17 protein-coding genes are annotated in these 14,679 nt (G+C 50.0%); 2 read left to right on the top strand and 15 right to left on the bottom strand.

The window, feature by feature from the left end:
- Nucleotides 1–13: 13 nt before the first annotated feature.
- The 7 genes from I0P70_RS14760 to I0P70_RS14730 all read right to left on the bottom strand — a co-directional run bounded on the left by I0P70_RS14760 (nucleotide 14) and on the right by I0P70_RS14730 (nucleotide 7,090).
- The gene (locus I0P70_RS14760; protein ID WP_230392220.1) at nucleotides 14–409 is read right to left on the bottom strand and encodes a hypothetical protein; all 396 of its coding nucleotides are present in this window, start codon (nucleotides 407–409) and stop codon (nucleotides 14–16) included.
- A gap of 107 nt (nucleotides 410–516) precedes the next feature.
- Complete coding sequence (locus I0P70_RS14755; RefSeq protein ID WP_196119422.1) at nucleotides 517–1,386, bottom strand: SMP-30/gluconolactonase/LRE family protein; 870 nt, start codon at nucleotides 1,384–1,386, stop codon at nucleotides 517–519.
- A 48-nt stretch (nucleotides 1,387–1,434) separates the two neighbouring features.
- Nucleotides 1,435–2,547, bottom strand: coding sequence for an AMP-binding protein (locus I0P70_RS14750; protein WP_196119420.1), 1,113 nt, complete (start codon nucleotides 2,545–2,547; stop codon nucleotides 1,435–1,437).
- 391 nt (nucleotides 2,548–2,938) lie between these two features.
- Nucleotides 2,939–3,394 carry a DoxX family protein gene (locus I0P70_RS14745; RefSeq protein WP_076423021.1) on the bottom strand — a complete coding sequence of 152 codons (456 nt, stop codon included), beginning with the start codon at nucleotides 3,392–3,394 and terminating at the stop codon, nucleotides 2,939–2,941.
- Nucleotides 3,395–3,596: 202 nt separating this feature from the next.
- Nucleotides 3,597–5,294 carry a 2-succinyl-5-enolpyruvyl-6-hydroxy-3-cyclohexene-1-carboxylic-acid synthase gene (gene menD / locus I0P70_RS14740; RefSeq protein WP_196119418.1) on the bottom strand — a complete coding sequence of 566 codons (1,698 nt, stop codon included), beginning with the start codon at nucleotides 5,292–5,294 and terminating at the stop codon, nucleotides 3,597–3,599.
- Nucleotides 5,295–5,467: 173 nt separating this feature from the next.
- Nucleotides 5,468–6,676: an isochorismate synthase gene (locus I0P70_RS14735; protein ID WP_196119416.1), complete on the bottom strand. Its 1,209-nt coding sequence runs from the start codon at nucleotides 6,674–6,676 to the stop codon at nucleotides 5,468–5,470.
- A gap of 3 nt (nucleotides 6,677–6,679) precedes the next feature.
- Entirely contained in the window at nucleotides 6,680–7,090 is a 411-nt protein-coding gene (locus I0P70_RS14730) for a hotdog fold thioesterase (protein ID WP_196119414.1), read from the bottom strand.
- Nucleotides 7,091–7,156: 66 nt separating this feature from the next.
- Here I0P70_RS14730 and I0P70_RS14725 point away from each other — a divergent pair, with 66 nt between their 5' ends.
- The gene (locus tag I0P70_RS14725) at nucleotides 7,157–7,783 is read left to right on the top strand and encodes a histidine phosphatase family protein (RefSeq protein WP_196119412.1); all 627 of its coding nucleotides are present in this window, start codon (nucleotides 7,157–7,159) and stop codon (nucleotides 7,781–7,783) included.
- A 109-nt stretch (nucleotides 7,784–7,892) separates the two neighbouring features.
- Nucleotides 7,893–9,602, top strand: a complete 1,710-nt coding sequence (locus I0P70_RS14720) for a pyruvate dehydrogenase complex dihydrolipoamide acetyltransferase (RefSeq protein WP_196119410.1) — start codon at nucleotides 7,893–7,895, stop codon at nucleotides 9,600–9,602.
- A 96-nt stretch (nucleotides 9,603–9,698) separates the two neighbouring features.
- Here I0P70_RS14720 and I0P70_RS14715 read toward each other — a convergent pair whose 3' ends face one another.
- The 8 genes from I0P70_RS14715 to I0P70_RS14680 form a co-directional block, all read right to left on the bottom strand.
- On the bottom strand, nucleotides 9,699–10,253 hold the full coding sequence (locus I0P70_RS14715; protein WP_196119408.1) for a sugar O-acetyltransferase: 555 nt from the start codon (nucleotides 10,251–10,253) through the stop codon (nucleotides 9,699–9,701).
- A gap of 30 nt (nucleotides 10,254–10,283) precedes the next feature.
- A complete protein-coding gene (locus tag I0P70_RS14710) occupies nucleotides 10,284–10,613 on the bottom strand; it encodes a DUF1801 domain-containing protein (protein ID WP_196119407.1) in 330 nt (109 codons plus the stop codon).
- Nucleotides 10,614–10,623: 10 nt separating this feature from the next.
- On the bottom strand, nucleotides 10,624–11,343 hold the full coding sequence (locus I0P70_RS14705) for a hypothetical protein (RefSeq protein ID WP_196119405.1): 720 nt from the start codon (nucleotides 11,341–11,343) through the stop codon (nucleotides 10,624–10,626).
- Nucleotides 11,344–11,439: 96 nt separating this feature from the next.
- Complete coding sequence (locus tag I0P70_RS14700; RefSeq protein ID WP_230392219.1) at nucleotides 11,440–12,030, bottom strand: Crp/Fnr family transcriptional regulator; 591 nt, start codon at nucleotides 12,028–12,030, stop codon at nucleotides 11,440–11,442.
- 90 nt (nucleotides 12,031–12,120) lie between these two features.
- A complete protein-coding gene (locus tag I0P70_RS14695) occupies nucleotides 12,121–12,774 on the bottom strand; it encodes an ABC transporter ATP-binding protein (RefSeq protein ID WP_196119403.1) in 654 nt (217 codons plus the stop codon).
- Nucleotides 12,771–13,079, bottom strand: coding sequence for a hypothetical protein (locus tag I0P70_RS14690; protein ID WP_196119401.1), 309 nt, complete (start codon nucleotides 13,077–13,079; stop codon nucleotides 12,771–12,773). The genes I0P70_RS14695 and I0P70_RS14690 overlap by 4 nt, the downstream gene beginning before the upstream one ends.
- Before the next feature lie 74 nt (nucleotides 13,080–13,153).
- The gene (locus I0P70_RS14685; protein ID WP_196119400.1) at nucleotides 13,154–13,915 is read right to left on the bottom strand and encodes a hypothetical protein; all 762 of its coding nucleotides are present in this window, start codon (nucleotides 13,913–13,915) and stop codon (nucleotides 13,154–13,156) included.
- A 99-nt stretch (nucleotides 13,916–14,014) separates the two neighbouring features.
- Complete coding sequence (locus tag I0P70_RS14680; protein WP_196119398.1) at nucleotides 14,015–14,560, bottom strand: hypothetical protein; 546 nt, start codon at nucleotides 14,558–14,560, stop codon at nucleotides 14,015–14,017.
- Nucleotides 14,561–14,679 lie beyond the last annotated feature (119 nt).

Raw genomic sequence — 14,679 nt, 5'->3', positions numbered from 1 at the left:
AGAGAGTAAAGTATTACCGACCGATCTTGAATTTTGTCCAATAAGTCGTATCAGGCGTTATCACTTCCACCTGGTAGGTATCCGGTCTTAGCTTGCCCAGGTCGAAGCGCCAGGCAGTCTCTTTTTTGGCTACGCTCACAGGCTTCTTGTAGACTATTTTACCAGCTTTGTTTTTTACTTCCAGCCGTGCGTTTTCAGTCAGCACCTGGTTGAAGTCCAGCACAAAGGTGCCTTTCTTAGTGGGGTTCAGAAATATGCCCGACAGTGTTTCCATGCGGGCGGTGGTGTCAGGTTTAGCAACTTTTAGTTGTTTCTGCTCTGCCGGTGGGAGCTGGGTTGAGCTCTCCTGCGCCATGGCGCTAAAACCAGCCAGTAGCACTGCACCGGCTAGCAAATACGTTTGTTTCATCTTCATAATTTATCTCCAGTACAGATTACGTATACGGCTGTATATGCAGAATCTGAGCCAGATTTTATCAGGCTTGAGATGTTTCTAAAAAAATCAGTGCAATTTTTTTAGAAGGCTACCCGGTAAGCAATGACGCGGTTGTCATAGAAAGTAGGCACATAGAGCAGGCCCTGCTCTTCAGAATAGAAAATATCGGCGGTGTTGATCTTCTTATTCTTGGTGTCAAGTATTTTCCAGTTCCGCCCGTTGATGTCTACATAGTAAATCTCTCCGTTCCAATTCGATACCAGGGTGCCATCTGCGCCAACCCGGGTTATGCCATCAGCCGACGGAATCTTATCGGTCCAGTCTGTGAAGTCTTGCCGCTCAATATCCAGGAAGCGAACCTTACCGGTGTTGTTGGAGGCTACGATCAGGCGGTTGTTGTCATAGAGCAAGCCATTGGGGCGTTCGCGCTTTGTGTCGAGCCACTGACTCACGCGGCCGTTGCGGAACAGGTAGATGGTACCCCGCTGAGAATCGGACACGTATACATTGCCGGCATTGTCAATCGTCACATCGTTGAGCATCTGGGCTTTGTCAGCTTTGTGGCGTGCAAGTACGGCACCAGTCTGCGTAGCGATGGCAATGATCTCGTCCATATCGGCCACATAGAGTATGTTGTTGTACAATGCCAGGCCTTTGGGGTCGTTCAGGCCAGATACCCAGTACAACTGGTCTACATCGCCATTGGGGTTGAGGCGTGAAATGAAGCCATCGCCGTCTTTCCGGTCTTTGCTGACCTGATTAATATTGGAGACATAGAGGACATTGCGCTCACGGTCGAATACCACCGACTCCGGCGTGCGCAGGGTGTTGTCAGTGGCCCATTCTTCGGTCAGTGTCACAGGGGCTCTGGAGGAAAACAGTCCGCCACTGCAGCCTTGCAGGGTAAGTGCAGTCAGTATGAGAAGGCTTAGGAAAGATATTGGTCGCATAGTAAGGTCTGTTGTTTTACCTTACTACGCGTTAGCGCCCTGCCTGTTTTAATCTGTCTCGAGCCCGAGCTTCTGCATGGTGCGCAAACGGGACACCTTGCCGGTAGGTGTTTCAGAGAATGCAGGGCTGTAGTAAATGTCTTTCGGCATTTCAAACTTGCGCAAAATGCTTCGCATTTTATCCATTACCCGCTGCTCTTCCTCATCAGTGAGTTGTCTGCCTTCCAGCACCAGAATTACTTTTTCACCCAGCAGTTCGTCGGGCTGTGAGGCCACAAAGAAACGTGGCGCCTGTTCTAACTCCGCCAGTGCTTCTGACACGGCTACCTCCACCACTTCGGTCTGCACCTTCACACCACCTGTATTGATGGTATTATCAGCGCGACCAATCCAGCGGAAGCGGGTAGGGGTCAGAATCTCCACAATGTCATTGGTCACCAGCGTTTCGTTTTCAGTCAGATCGGCCGTTATGGTTAGGCAGCCCCGGTTGTCCTGTCCGATGGTAACTCCCTCAAGGGTTTCGTAATAATCGGCAGCATCGGGTCCGTTGAGCAGGCGCAGGGCAATGTGCGAGGCTGTTTCAGTCATGCCATACGTGTGGTATACCGGTACCTGCAGTTGCTGAAGCTCACGCTGCAGCGAAAAATTTACCGGGGCACCCCCCACCAGGATAGCCTTCATTTTGTCCAGTCGCTCTGTCGCACCATGGTTTTCCTGCAGAATGGTCTGCAGCTGCATAGGCACAAAAGAGGCGAAATGGTACACTTCGTCAGCAGGAGCCAGCGTAAGCGGATTTCCGACAGGTTCTACGATGGTCATTTGCATATCTGTCAGCAGCCCGCGCACCAGCATCATCATGCCGGCAATGTACTCTGTGTTGAGGCACACGAGCATGTGCTCTTCGGCTTTCAGACCGAGTAACTTGACAGTGCGGCGTGCGCTGATCTCCATTTGCAGGCGGGAGAGTGTGATCAGCTTAGGAGTACCCGTTGAGCCGGAAGTATGAATCGGAAATTCCTGCACTCCATTGAGCCAGTCACGGCAAAACTCGAGGGTTTTAGCTTCGTAGCCGTTGAGCGGTACGCTGTTGCGAAAAGAGTAGGCCGCTATCTCGTCGTAATAGAACTTGTTACCGTTCAGGGTCAGGAACCTTTGCGTCATGGGGTGTCTCAGTGTTAGAAGCAAGGAAAACCTTAGGAATGCCTCGCCGCATGTTCAATCGTTTTGTTTTCAAAGCCTGCCAGGTATAGCCCAGGTGCTGCCCGGCTACCCTACTACTTACTGCTTTGGTATAGCCCCCCAAAATTACGATATTCAGGTATAAGACCTAACTAAGCCTGGGTATAATTTTGGTAAAGATGCCCTTTGCTCAGGCACCAGACCTTTTGCAACCAGGTTTGTAAAGATAAAGTGCTCCCACTCTCCTCAGAAAGGATAGCGGGAGCTCATCATAAATTGATTTCAGGCTGCCGGACGCCGATTCACTTAGAGTTGGCAGTTTATGTAGGCGTGGGCAATGGACAGGTTTGTCTCAAAGTCAGTCTTAGAAGGCTTAATAAAGCACATCCCTTTCCGGTCGGCGTATCAGGTTGTCTACCGATAGACGGCCTGAGCCCAAAACCAGAAAGACTATGAGCAGGATCAGGACAATAAGAGATGACCAGAGTTCAGTGTTTTCGGAGTAAAAGCCCCGCTGCGGATTAATAAAGAACACAGCACCCAGCAGAATGGGAATCTGAAAGAGAATAGCGATGCGCGTGATCAGGCCCATGGCGATAAGCAGTCCGCCTACCAGGTGTGCGAAGGCCACGTAGTGGGCCATCCCAAACGACACCCACTGAAACTGGCTGTTGCGCATGATGCTCTGCAGAGCTGCCGTATCCTGAATAAACATGACACCCTTCACGAATAAAAAGATACCCAGCGCCATGCGCACGAAGTCTACCCAAACCGGATGGTGTGCATCTGCCCAGTGCTCGATCCGGTGCATGTCTTGCGTTAAGTTCATGGCTGTATAAATTTAGGTTTAAGAAATTGGTATACAATTATTTAAACGAATTATACAGCGAAACGGACAATCTAATAGGGGATATATCGTATGGGGGTGCCTTTCACAAGGAGATAGCTTGACCCGGCATTTGCAACAATTCTGATTCAGAAATTAGGAGGCAGGGGGGGGACAAGCCAAAAAAGCTATACCTGCCCTTATCTTACAAAGCCTTCAGCAGCGCCTGCTTATAGGTGGCAAACTCAGCTGCGTTTGATTTGCTGTCGGTGAAGATCTCCAGTATACCTGCGCCGGCATCACGGGCAAAAAATGCTGGAAGTGCCAGCTCCAACTCTTCCAGCGAAGCGCAGGCAGTATAGCTCAAACCGAAATCCTGAGCGGTATTGCGGGCGTCGAGCTGTTGCCTTGTTTCGAAAAACTCTTCTAACTCCGGCTGTCTTCGCGGTCCGTCGATCAGTCTGAATATGCCGCCAGCGTGGTTATTGATGATAACAATGCGTAGGTTGGCTGGCAGGTAGTTGTGCCATAGTCCGTTGCGGTCGTAGAAGAAAGCCATGTCGCCGGTGAGGAGCGTGGTGATGCGCTTGCTGCTGAGGGCACAGCCGACGGTGGTACTGGTGCTGCCGTCGATGCCACTCGTGCCGCGGTTGGCGTATACCTGCACTTCCTGCTCTGGCTGCAGGGCCAGTATGTTGGCATAGCGCACGGCCATGCTGTTGGCGAGGTGCAAGTTGCTCTGCTGCGGCAGACTGTTAAGCACGCGGCTGATGGCGGTCAGCTCACTGTAGGGCGCAGTTGCGGTAAAATCCTTCAGGAACTGAGCAGCCTGGCCCTCTATACCTGCCCATGATTTAATGTAGCCAGCGTCTTCGCGGGTGCTGCCGGCCATGCTCCGGAAAAAGCTGCCCGGTGTGCAGCGGATAATCTTGGTAAGCGACTGAAAAGTGTCGGCTACTTGTCCGGCCGGTTGTATGTGCCAGTGCGCCTTTGGTTTGTACTGGCGCAGGTATAGCTTCAGGCTTTTGGAGATAACCGACTTGCCGAAGGTAATCAGTAAGTCCGGTTGCAGTGCCTGCATTTTCTCCGGATCAGGACAAGCCAGCACTGCGTCGTGATGGCGCACAACACCAGCTAGTTGCTGCGTGTTGCTGATGATATCGCCTACTGTTACGGCACCTGTGGAGCTCATAAATGTCTGGAGCGCATGCAACAGCTTCGCATCCTGGCTCTCCTGGCCGGCTACGATCAGCACCCGCTTGAAATAAAGCAGTTCCTGCTCCAGTCTGAGGGCCTGCATCGGGTTGAGATCGAAAGCGTTGTGATCTTCCTCGATCACCTTCACCTGCTCGTCAAACACTATTTTTCCACCTTCAGCCGGGTAAAAGGGCTCCCGCAGCGGTACATTGATGTGCACCGGACCAGCGGGATAAGCCACAGCTTCGTTCAGCGCCTCTGACACCATGCGCTCCGTGTGCCATACCGCATCCGGGTGCTCCAGGGCTACCGGAAAATCAAAGCTGCGCTTGATGTGCTGGCCGTATACCTGTTGCTGGCGAATGGTCTGCCCGTCCAGCTGATCGATCCACTCCGGCGGACGGTCGGCGGTGAGAACTAGCAGCGGCACCTGCAGAAAGAAGGCTTCCGCTACAGCGGGCGCGTAGTTCAATGCTGCAGTACCTGAAGTACAAATGAGTACCGTCGGTCTGCCTGTTGTCTGCGCCATGCCGAGGGCGATAAAGGCCGCTGCCCGTTCATCACTCACGGTGCGCACTGTCAGCTTCGGGTGGCGGGCAAAAGCGATCGTGAGCGGCGCACAGCGCGACCCCGGCGACAATACCACATTTTCCACCCCCTTGCGGGCACATATCTCGGCTATATTGACAACAGGCGCTTGGATCATTTTTGATTCAGTGAGTTAGTGATTGAGTGAAAGAGTGAGTCAGTGATTTTGGTAGTGGTTAATTTATCTAATTTAGCCTGGGAGTAGCTGCAGCTGAGCAGAATGTAAACCGAGTTTTTAATTTTATTTAATCACTCAATCGCTAACTCACTCATTCAAAATGCAGACGATGTTTAAAACTCAGCCAGAATCTTAAACATCGTCTGCATTTTGTGCTGTGTTTCATGCCATTCTTTTTCGGGGGAAGACTCTCCGGTGATGCCGGCTCCAGCGTATAGTACGGCTTCCTGCTGCAATAGCTGCATGCAGCGGAGGTTCACGAACAGGTGCGTGCCGGCTTCGCTGTTCACGGGGCCTAAAAAGCCGCTGTAATAGCTGCGGTCGTATCCTTCGTGATCCTGTATAAAACGCAAGGCTGGCTCTTTTGGCAGACCGCAGACAGCGGAGGTTGGGTGCAGCAGGCGCAGCATATCAGTTCCGAGGGTGGGAAAGTCTACTTCCTTCAGATCCACCTTGAAATCGGTGCGCAGGTGCATCAGGTTACCAGCTATCACCGTGCGGGGGCCCACTTCGTTATATTCGCGCAGGCGCAGCTTTTTGAAACAGCTCAGAATGTAGCGCTCCACCATACCCTGCTCTTCGATCTCCTTTTGTCGCCAGATGGCGTTGGCCGTGGAGCCGTCTTCGCAGAGGGGCTGCGTACCAGCCAATGCCACCGTTTTGAACAGCTGCCGCTGGTCCACGCTCACCAGTATCTCGGGAGAGGCGCCCAGCCAGGTGCCCACACCAGGTATAGCCACCAGCGACACAAAGGCATTGGGATAGGCCGAAGTCATTTTCTCAAAGGCCTTGTGCAGACTAAAAGCCTCAGGAAGGGGGGAGGAGCTGCTTCTCGAGAGCACTACCTTCTCCATCGCCTCCGCCCGGATCACATCCACGGCAAGGCTCACGGCTGCTTTAAAGGTTTCTTCGTTGCGGTCGGAGTGGCGGGGCGGACTGGCAGGTATAGGCCATTTCGCTGGATGCCCGTTTTCAGCCTGAGTCAGTGCTTCTTTAAATAAATTCACCTGCGCAGCGGGCGCATCAGGGGCCGTGCGAAGCTGCTTGGAGAGCGAGCTGTAACTGATGTCGGCTTTCAGGAATATGTGGCTATGCGCACCCTCTGTCACAAAGGGGCAGAACAGAAAGCCCGCCGGGCTAGGCTCCAGGTCAGGTATAGCAGAGGTAGTTTGCGTGCCAAAAGAGATGCAGGCCTGCACTTCGGTCTGCAAGGGGAGGCGCCAGACGGCAATCGCCTGCTGCTGCGCGAGCGCCGCCGAGAGTACCTGTTCCAGGGTATAATGTTGCTTATTTTCCTCTCCCATACCAGCTGCCTGCTCCATCTTTTATTTCTTATCGATTATGGCTACGGTCATGCGGCTAAGGCATACCAGATCGCCAGCTTCGGAGGTGATCTTAATTTCCCATACCTGTGTGCTGCGGCCCTGGTGCAGGGCTTTGGCCTCGCCGTATACCCAACCTTCGCGCACGCTGCGGATGTGGTTGGCATTTATCTCCAGTCCCACGCAGGCTTTCTTGCTAAGATCCACTGTAAGTGCGGCCCCGATGCTGCCCAGCGTTTCGGCCAAAGCCACGGAAGCGCCGCCGTGCAGCAGACCCATCGGCTGGTGGGTGCGCTTGTCAACCGGCATCTTTGCGATCAGAACACCATCCTTATAAGAGGTTAATTCGATGCCGAGGTGCTCCACCATCGTGTTTTTACTCCACTCTTGCAGCTTTTCTAACGTAGAATCCATTTTGTATAGGCTTTGAATGCTAACTTCGCATTCTCGTATCTGTAAAGAGGCAAAAGTAAGTCAATTTTGAGTATTAAGAAAATATACCTGATCCGCCACGGGCAGACCGATTTTAACCTGCAGGGCATTGTACAAGGCAGTGGCGTGGATGCGTCGCTCAACGAGCTGGGTCGCAAACAGGCAGCCGCATTTTTTGAAAAGTACCAGCACATTCCGTTCGACAAGGTATACACCTCCACGCTGCAGCGTGCCGTGCAGTCGGTGCAGGGCTTTATCGATAAAGGTATACCGCACGAGCGCCATGCCGGGCTGAACGAAATTAACTGGGGCACCCGCGAAGGCACCCGCATCACGCCGGAGGAGGATGCCTACTACCACCGCATGCTGCAGACCTGGACCGAAGGCGAAACCAGTCTGTGCATAGAAGGAGGGGAGAGCCCCGATCTGGTAGCCGCCCGGCAAAAGCCTGTGGTAGACCTGATCCTGAGCAGACCGGAAGAAGAAAACGTGCTGATCTGCATGCACGGCCGTGCCATGCGCATTTTGCTGAGTCAGCTGCTGCGATACCCGCTACGTTGCATGGACCAGTTCGAGCACCAGAACCTGTGCCTTTACCAGCTCGACTTCACAGGTAGTATGTTCACTGTGAAGAAGTACTGTGACGTGGCCCATTTGCAGGATGTGCAGGTATAATTTCAGGTCCTGAACAAAATAGAGAGTATAGTTTGAATAAAATATTTTTAGGTCTAATTTTGGGACTTATTGATTAGACGAAATAGGCGAACAAACAAGACAATAAATTATGGCTGAAGTGATACGAATGCCTAAGATGAGCGACACGATGACGGAGGGGGTGATTGCATCTTGGCTTAAGAAAGTAGGTGACAAGGTAAGCGCCGGCGATATTCTGGCCGAAGTGGAAACCGACAAGGCGACCATGGAGCTGGAGTCCTACGAAGATGGCACCCTGTTGCACATTGGTCCGCAGAAGGGCGATTCTGTACCTGTTGATGCTGTAATAGCGATCATCGGCAAAGAGGGCGAAGATATCGCTGACCTGCTGAGCGGCGCCGGAAACGGTGAGAAGCCAGCAGCGAAGGATGAGCCTAAAGAAGAGCCGAAGGCCGAGAAGAAAGAAGAAAAGAAAGAGGCCGCTCCTGCCAAAGCCGAAGCACCTGCCGCTAAAACCTCCGTGGATACGTCCAACATCAAGGCCAATGTGATCCGCATGCCGAAGATGAGCGACACCATGACAGAAGGTGTGCTGGTATCGTGGCTGAAGAAAGTAGGCGACAAAGTGAGTGCAGGCGATGTACTGGCCGAAGTGGAAACCGACAAGGCGACCATGGAGCTGGAGTCTTACGAAGACGGTACGCTGCTTTACACAGGCGTGAACGAAGGTGACTCCGTGGCGATCGATGCGGTAATCGCGATCATTGGTGAGAAAGGTGCTGACTACCAGGCCCTACTTGATGCAGAAGGTGGTACGGAAGAACGCTCACGCGAAGAAAACGCCAAGTCTGACGAAAACATAGAAGCTCGCACTGAAGAGACTACTGAAGATAAAGTACAGGATACGAAAGTACCTGCCGGTGAGACAGAACAAGTAGCTGCTGAAGGAAACGGCCGTATCAAGGCTTCTCCGCTTGCCAAGAAAGTAGCCAAAGAGAAAGGCTTTAACCTCGGCCAGATCAAAGGATCAGGCGAAGGTGGCCGTATCGTGCTGCGCGACGTAGAGAACTTCAAGCCATCTGAAGCTGCTCCGCAGAAAGAAGCCGCCAAGGCTCCTGCTGCTGCACCAGCTGCACAAGCTATACCTGGCGCTCCGGCCGATTCATACGAAGAAGTGAACGTGTCGCAAATGCGCAAAGTAATTGCCCGTCGTCTGGCTGAAAGCAAGTTCTCTGCACCGCACTTCTACCTGACCATGGAAATCGACATGGACAAGGCCATGGAGGCCCGTGTGTCGATCAACGAGGTGTCTCCGGTGAAAGTATCGTTCAACGATCTGGTGATCAAGGCGGCCGCTGCGGCACTTCGTCTGCACCCTGCCGTGAACTCATCGTGGCTGGGCGACAAGATCCGTTACAACAAGCACATCAACATTGGTGTGGCTGTGGCGGTAGAAGAAGGCCTGCTGGTACCAGTAGTACGCAACGCCGACTACAAGTCGCTCTCAACCATCGCTGCTGAAGTGAAGGACCTGGGCGGTAAGGCGAAGAGCAAGAAGCTGCAGCCGTCAGACTGGGAAGGCAACACCTTCACAATCTCCAACCTGGGTATGTTCGGCATCGAAGAATTCACTGCCATCATTAACCCGCCGGATGCCTGCATCATGGCCGTGGGTGGCATTAAGCAGACTCCGGTTGTGCGCGACGGTCAGATCAAAATTGGTAACGTGATGAAAGTGACGCTAAGTTGTGACCACCGTGTAGTAGACGGCGCCGTTGGCTCTGCCTTCCTGCAGACCTTCAAGAACCTACTTGAGAATCCGGTGAGAATACTGGTATAAGTAATTTTAAATAGACAAAGCAAAGGGCCTCTTCGGAAACGGAGAGGCCCTTTGTGATTGTAGAGATGCTATACCTGATTAGTCGCGTTATACCTCCTACAGCTTTCTTATAACTCGGCACGGATTGCCCGCCGCAAACACATCAGCAGGTATGTTTTTTGTCACCACACTGCCTGCCCCTATCACGCTGCGGTCTCCGATCGTCACGCCAGGGCAGATCACAGCACTTCCGCCTATCCAGACGTCTTCGCCTATGGTAATGGGCTTAGCATATTCCAGGCCCGAGGCACGTTCCCGATGGTCCATCGGGTGGGTGGCCGTGTATACCTGCACATTGGGACCGAACAGGGTGCGACTTCCAATGCGTACTTCTGCGACATCGAGCACCACACAGTTGAAATTGAAGAACACCCGTTCGCCCACGATCATGTTGTAGCCATAATCGCAGTAGAAGGGAGGTTGCAGCCAAAGCCCTTTACCTGCATGCGGGATCAGCGCTTTCAGGATGCGGCTGCGCTCTTCTACCTGGTCCTCACGACTGTCGTTGAGCTCTTTCAGGAGCAGCCGCGCCTGCAGGCGCTCGTCCGAAATCTGCTTGTCCAGCGGGTCGTACAATCCCCCCGCCAGCATTTTCTCTTTCTCGGTTTTCATAGGCGGGTATACGTAAGCGGACTGGTTTAGCTATACCGCTGCGGCTCTAAACCACCCAGTCAGGAGTTCGCGATCGATATCCTGCACACTTTTGATTTTAATGTGGCGCATGTCTTTGCCCGTTCCTTCCAGCAAGCCGTTTGGATCGTTGAGTTTATCGAACTGGAAAAAGCCGAGTGTGACATAGGCTTTGGCTGTTTTAAGGTAAGCAAAGTCTTTGTCGGAGCGGAAAACAGGGCGGCTCCACTTGAACTCCTCTGTTACGCCAGATACAGTGTCGTGTACCAGCTGACGTAGAGCCTCAAGGGTTTCCTTGTGCTTTTCGGATGAGTTGATGTAGTCGTTTACTTGTGGGTGCATGTAGTGGCTTTTAAATTTGCTTAACTGACCCTAAATTATATATAAATTTCCTATTCTTACTATATGCTTTCCACAGTTGTCTGATGGAGATAATATGGGCGGAATAAGCGATGGGCACTACTACAGCAGGCAGCCAGATAAAAGGAAAGAGCAGTACGGCTACATTGGGTTGCTCAAAGGCAAACTGCTGAAACGGGGAGGGGGCAGAGAGCACACCATGGCTTACCGTGAAGATCAGCAGGCCGAGTGCGATTATATTCCATCCTATCAGCAGTTTGGCTCGCCACTTGTTCCGCACGAAGGCCAGATAGTATACCAGCGGGGCCGTGATACCGGATACAATATCCAGGTTCCTTCCCTGAAAGGTCATAAGTTCGGGTGTGAGTTGGTGCAGGAAGAGCCAGAACAGGACCAGTTCAACAGGTATGCGCATGACCTGCAGGAGCGTAAGGGTTTTCAGGTCGAAAGCATCGAGCCAGGCCCTTGCCTTAGGTGAACAAAAAGCGGCAATAAGACCCAGGAGTGGGGGCACCACGGCAACCAGAAAGCGGGGCGGCAAGGTGTCTGTCACCTTAAAGAAGCCAGCCCAAGCCAATGCAGCTGTCAGTGCCATCCAACCGAGCAGGACATAAAAGAGCCAGCGGGTATGGGAGGCTTTCGAAAAAAAGTAAGCGGCAGCAAGTACCGTGGGTACAAAGGTGCCATAGATGTAAAGCGGTAATGTTTCCATAATGCCATGCGTTTAATGAATTACAATTCAAAGTAAACGCACAGGCACACTAATCCACTTGTCATTTGGCAAGAAGTGCTGCAGGCCACCAAAATTCTACTTGTGCTGCCTGCTGATCTCCCGCCGGATGCGGCTAAGCGAGCTGTCGGTGATGCCCAGGTAAGAGGCGATGTGTTTGAGAGGGGCCTGCCTGAATATTTCGGGGTTCGTCTGCAGCAGCATGGCATAGCGTGTTTCGGCCGTCTCCGTAATCATGGATTGCATACGCAGTTTAAGGGAAGCGTATCCTTTTACTAAAATTCCTCTGCCAACTTCTCTGAACTCAGGTATGCTATGAAAGAGCTTGTTCAGTTCTTCAAAAGAAATGACCCAGCCGCTACAGGGGGCCAGGGCCTGAATACTCTCTTTGGCAGGCGTGCGCATAAAAAAGGAAGCCACATCAAACACAGGTTGCCCCGCACCATAGAAGGCGGTGGTTACTTCGTTGCCTTCTGTATCGAGCGAATAGGCACGCATAAATCCACTTTCGAGCAGCAAGTATTCCTGACTGATCTTACCTTCGTTCAGGAGGTGGTCGTGTTTGTCAATCAGCTTCTCATGAAAGTGCTGGGCAATGATATCCAGTTTCTCAGATTGGGGAACCCCTACCTGGAAAAAATGCCTTACAAATGCCTTTTCGTTTTCCATGTGATTGACAAGGGTTGTTTTACAGTTTTATATTCTGATAACGTGCTTAACTAAGGCTTGGATAAGAGTGCTCTAAGTTTTTATCATGCCTTATACCCTTGCATAACCAAGTTCCTCTATTTCTTCAGTTGTACTTACCAAGTGGGTCTTACCATTCGTTAACAGGTATAAAGTATCACAAATATCTAAGACATGCCTAAACATGTGATCGGTTATGATGAGCCCTTTGTTTTGCTTTTCCTCGACTAGGAAGTCCTTTACCTTATCAATCTGTATCGGATTCAGATGCGTAAAAGGCTCATCAAGCATAGCAAACTGAGAGGCTGATTTCACAACTGAATAGATTTCCACTAACCTACGCTCACCACCTGACAGATTACCGATAGAAGACTTATACTTTTTCATGAATTCCGGAAATCGATGCGCAAATGATGAATAGTCCATTTCAAAGTCACTGAATATCCTTTTCAGACTTATATGTGGCGGTATAAAGTTGAACTGGGGAAGGTAAAGAAGTAAGTCGGGGCGCTTGAAAGCTTCAAACTGAATCTTATTATCGAACCTGATGGACTTGTCACACCTTAGACTGCCGTATATGATTTTCATCAGGCAGGATTTACCTTGCCCGTTCCTGCCTAGCAGACCAGTTATTCCCCCTGTTTCGCACTTCACATAGACGTCGGAAAGTATCCTTCTGCCATCAAACTCCAATTGTATACTGTCTGCTTCCAGTTTGTGGGTCATCTGATTTTGTAGGCAAGAACGGTGAGAAATATAAACAGGAAAAGGTCGAATCCCAAGGTAGCTGCCCAGAGCATAGCCCTTGACACGCCCAGGTTCTGATAGTAATAGTAGTGGTTGCTCTTATAGCTGTTAATAAAGTAGAATACAAGACCCAGGGTGGCCACTTTAAACCAAAACAGCATGCCGAATATCATGAAATCGTAATCCCAGAGTAGCTTGATACTGCAAATGGTAATCACCATCGAAACCAGCACAAAGCTCCTGTAGAAAGTCCATATAAGTCTTACTGTTTTGTATGGTTTCATATTGGCTGAATGCCTGTTATCGTTTCGTGCATGATGTGGGTGAGGCGTAGCCGAAGCTTAGCTTATGTGCAGGGTTAGCGGACATATTTTTTTCTGTTTTCTTGGCTGAATATAATATCAATATCCCGCCACCCAAAGACTTTTCCAAAATGTGTAAATACCTTCCAACATGGTACATTTCGTAACACCCTCAAAGCTTCTTTTTCAAATTCTTTGCTAACGCTGTGCCGAACTTTTGCCTGCACTAACTTTCCATCACTGTCCGTTTCAAAATCTATGGACACATCCTCTCTCTTATTCGGTAATTCTTCCCAATTTATGTTAGAGTAAATGAAGTTTTCTAATGTATCCCTATTGTTATATGAGCAGTTTGGTGAGGCGTAATGTTTGGTCCTTACCAAGGCTCCATTTTCAAACGTGAATTTTATTTCATTTTCAAAGGCATTCCAGTATCTCTCCCCGCTTCCTACCCAATAAACTCCGTTAACCCAGTCAGCCTTCATTTTTCCGTCAACGAACTTCTTGCTGATGGTCTTCTCAACCAATGAGTTGATTTCCTTGCCATCCTTGCAGTTTTTAACTTTTGTTAAGTACAACTGCCCGCCTTCTATAGTCCATTCTGCCGTAAAATTCCTCCAGCAACCGCTATCCATCCAATCCTTATTAACACTCTGCAACTTCTCTTTAAGTTGGGTAAAAGACTCAAGCGGGGAATCAACTGTGCTGCTATACAGATAATATTTACTCCCTTGGTAATACAAAACGTCAGGGTCTTGGTCGGTTGCCCAAGCATCAACAAAAAAGAAGACCAATATTATGCTGAAGATGATTTTCATTAATTTATATGAACGTCTCGTGTATACCTTGTGCGAGGCTATCAGCCGAAGCATTGGGTATAAACCTTGTTGGCAGAAGGCATTTTTATTTTTAATTGATTAGTTTTCGTTAAACAATTTTACTAAGAAGTCCTGAATTTCCTCTACAGTCCATTTTTTTGAAGTACCGGAAAAGTTGTAGGCAAATCCATCTTTTGAGCCAAATAGAAATATTGTATTTACATTTTTTTCTTCGCTCACAGCTTGCCATAATATGTAACCATTGTTTGATTGGTCAGCTAACGTTTTTGTGGAAATTCCTTGCTTAGCCCAGTATTCAGAATCCCACTTCACAAAATCTGCTACAAATTCTTTGTCTGTTTGTTCTGCTTTGAAAAATGGGTATTTCTGCTTAGGGTTCTTTGTTACTGCAACTGTAGTTGAGTCACCGTTTTTAAAGAAATGTTGCCTGCTTGCTTGAAGATATTCTGTTTTAGTCCACTTACCTGGTATTACAATGTTGCCATTTGGGATTAAAGACAATGTGGTTTGGTTTTTATTCTCGTCATAGCTATCAGCTATAATCATACTTGTCTGTGCTGTCTTACAGGAATAAAGAGTGAGGAGCAAAAGGCTTATGAGAACACCTATTTTGATTCTGTTCATTTTACGTTTGTATTCTTAGTTATACTTACTGCCAACCTTTAGATTTAGTCGATATTATTTTTCTAATACTTGCAGCACCCTTTTACCAGGTATAAGAGTAGAGCTTTTATACCTTAAGG

Source organism: Pontibacter sp. FD36 (assembly GCF_015686655.1).
Classification (GTDB): Bacteria; Bacteroidota; Bacteroidia; order Cytophagales; family Hymenobacteraceae; genus Pontibacter.
This window is presented reverse-complemented; position numbering and strand designations above follow the sequence as displayed.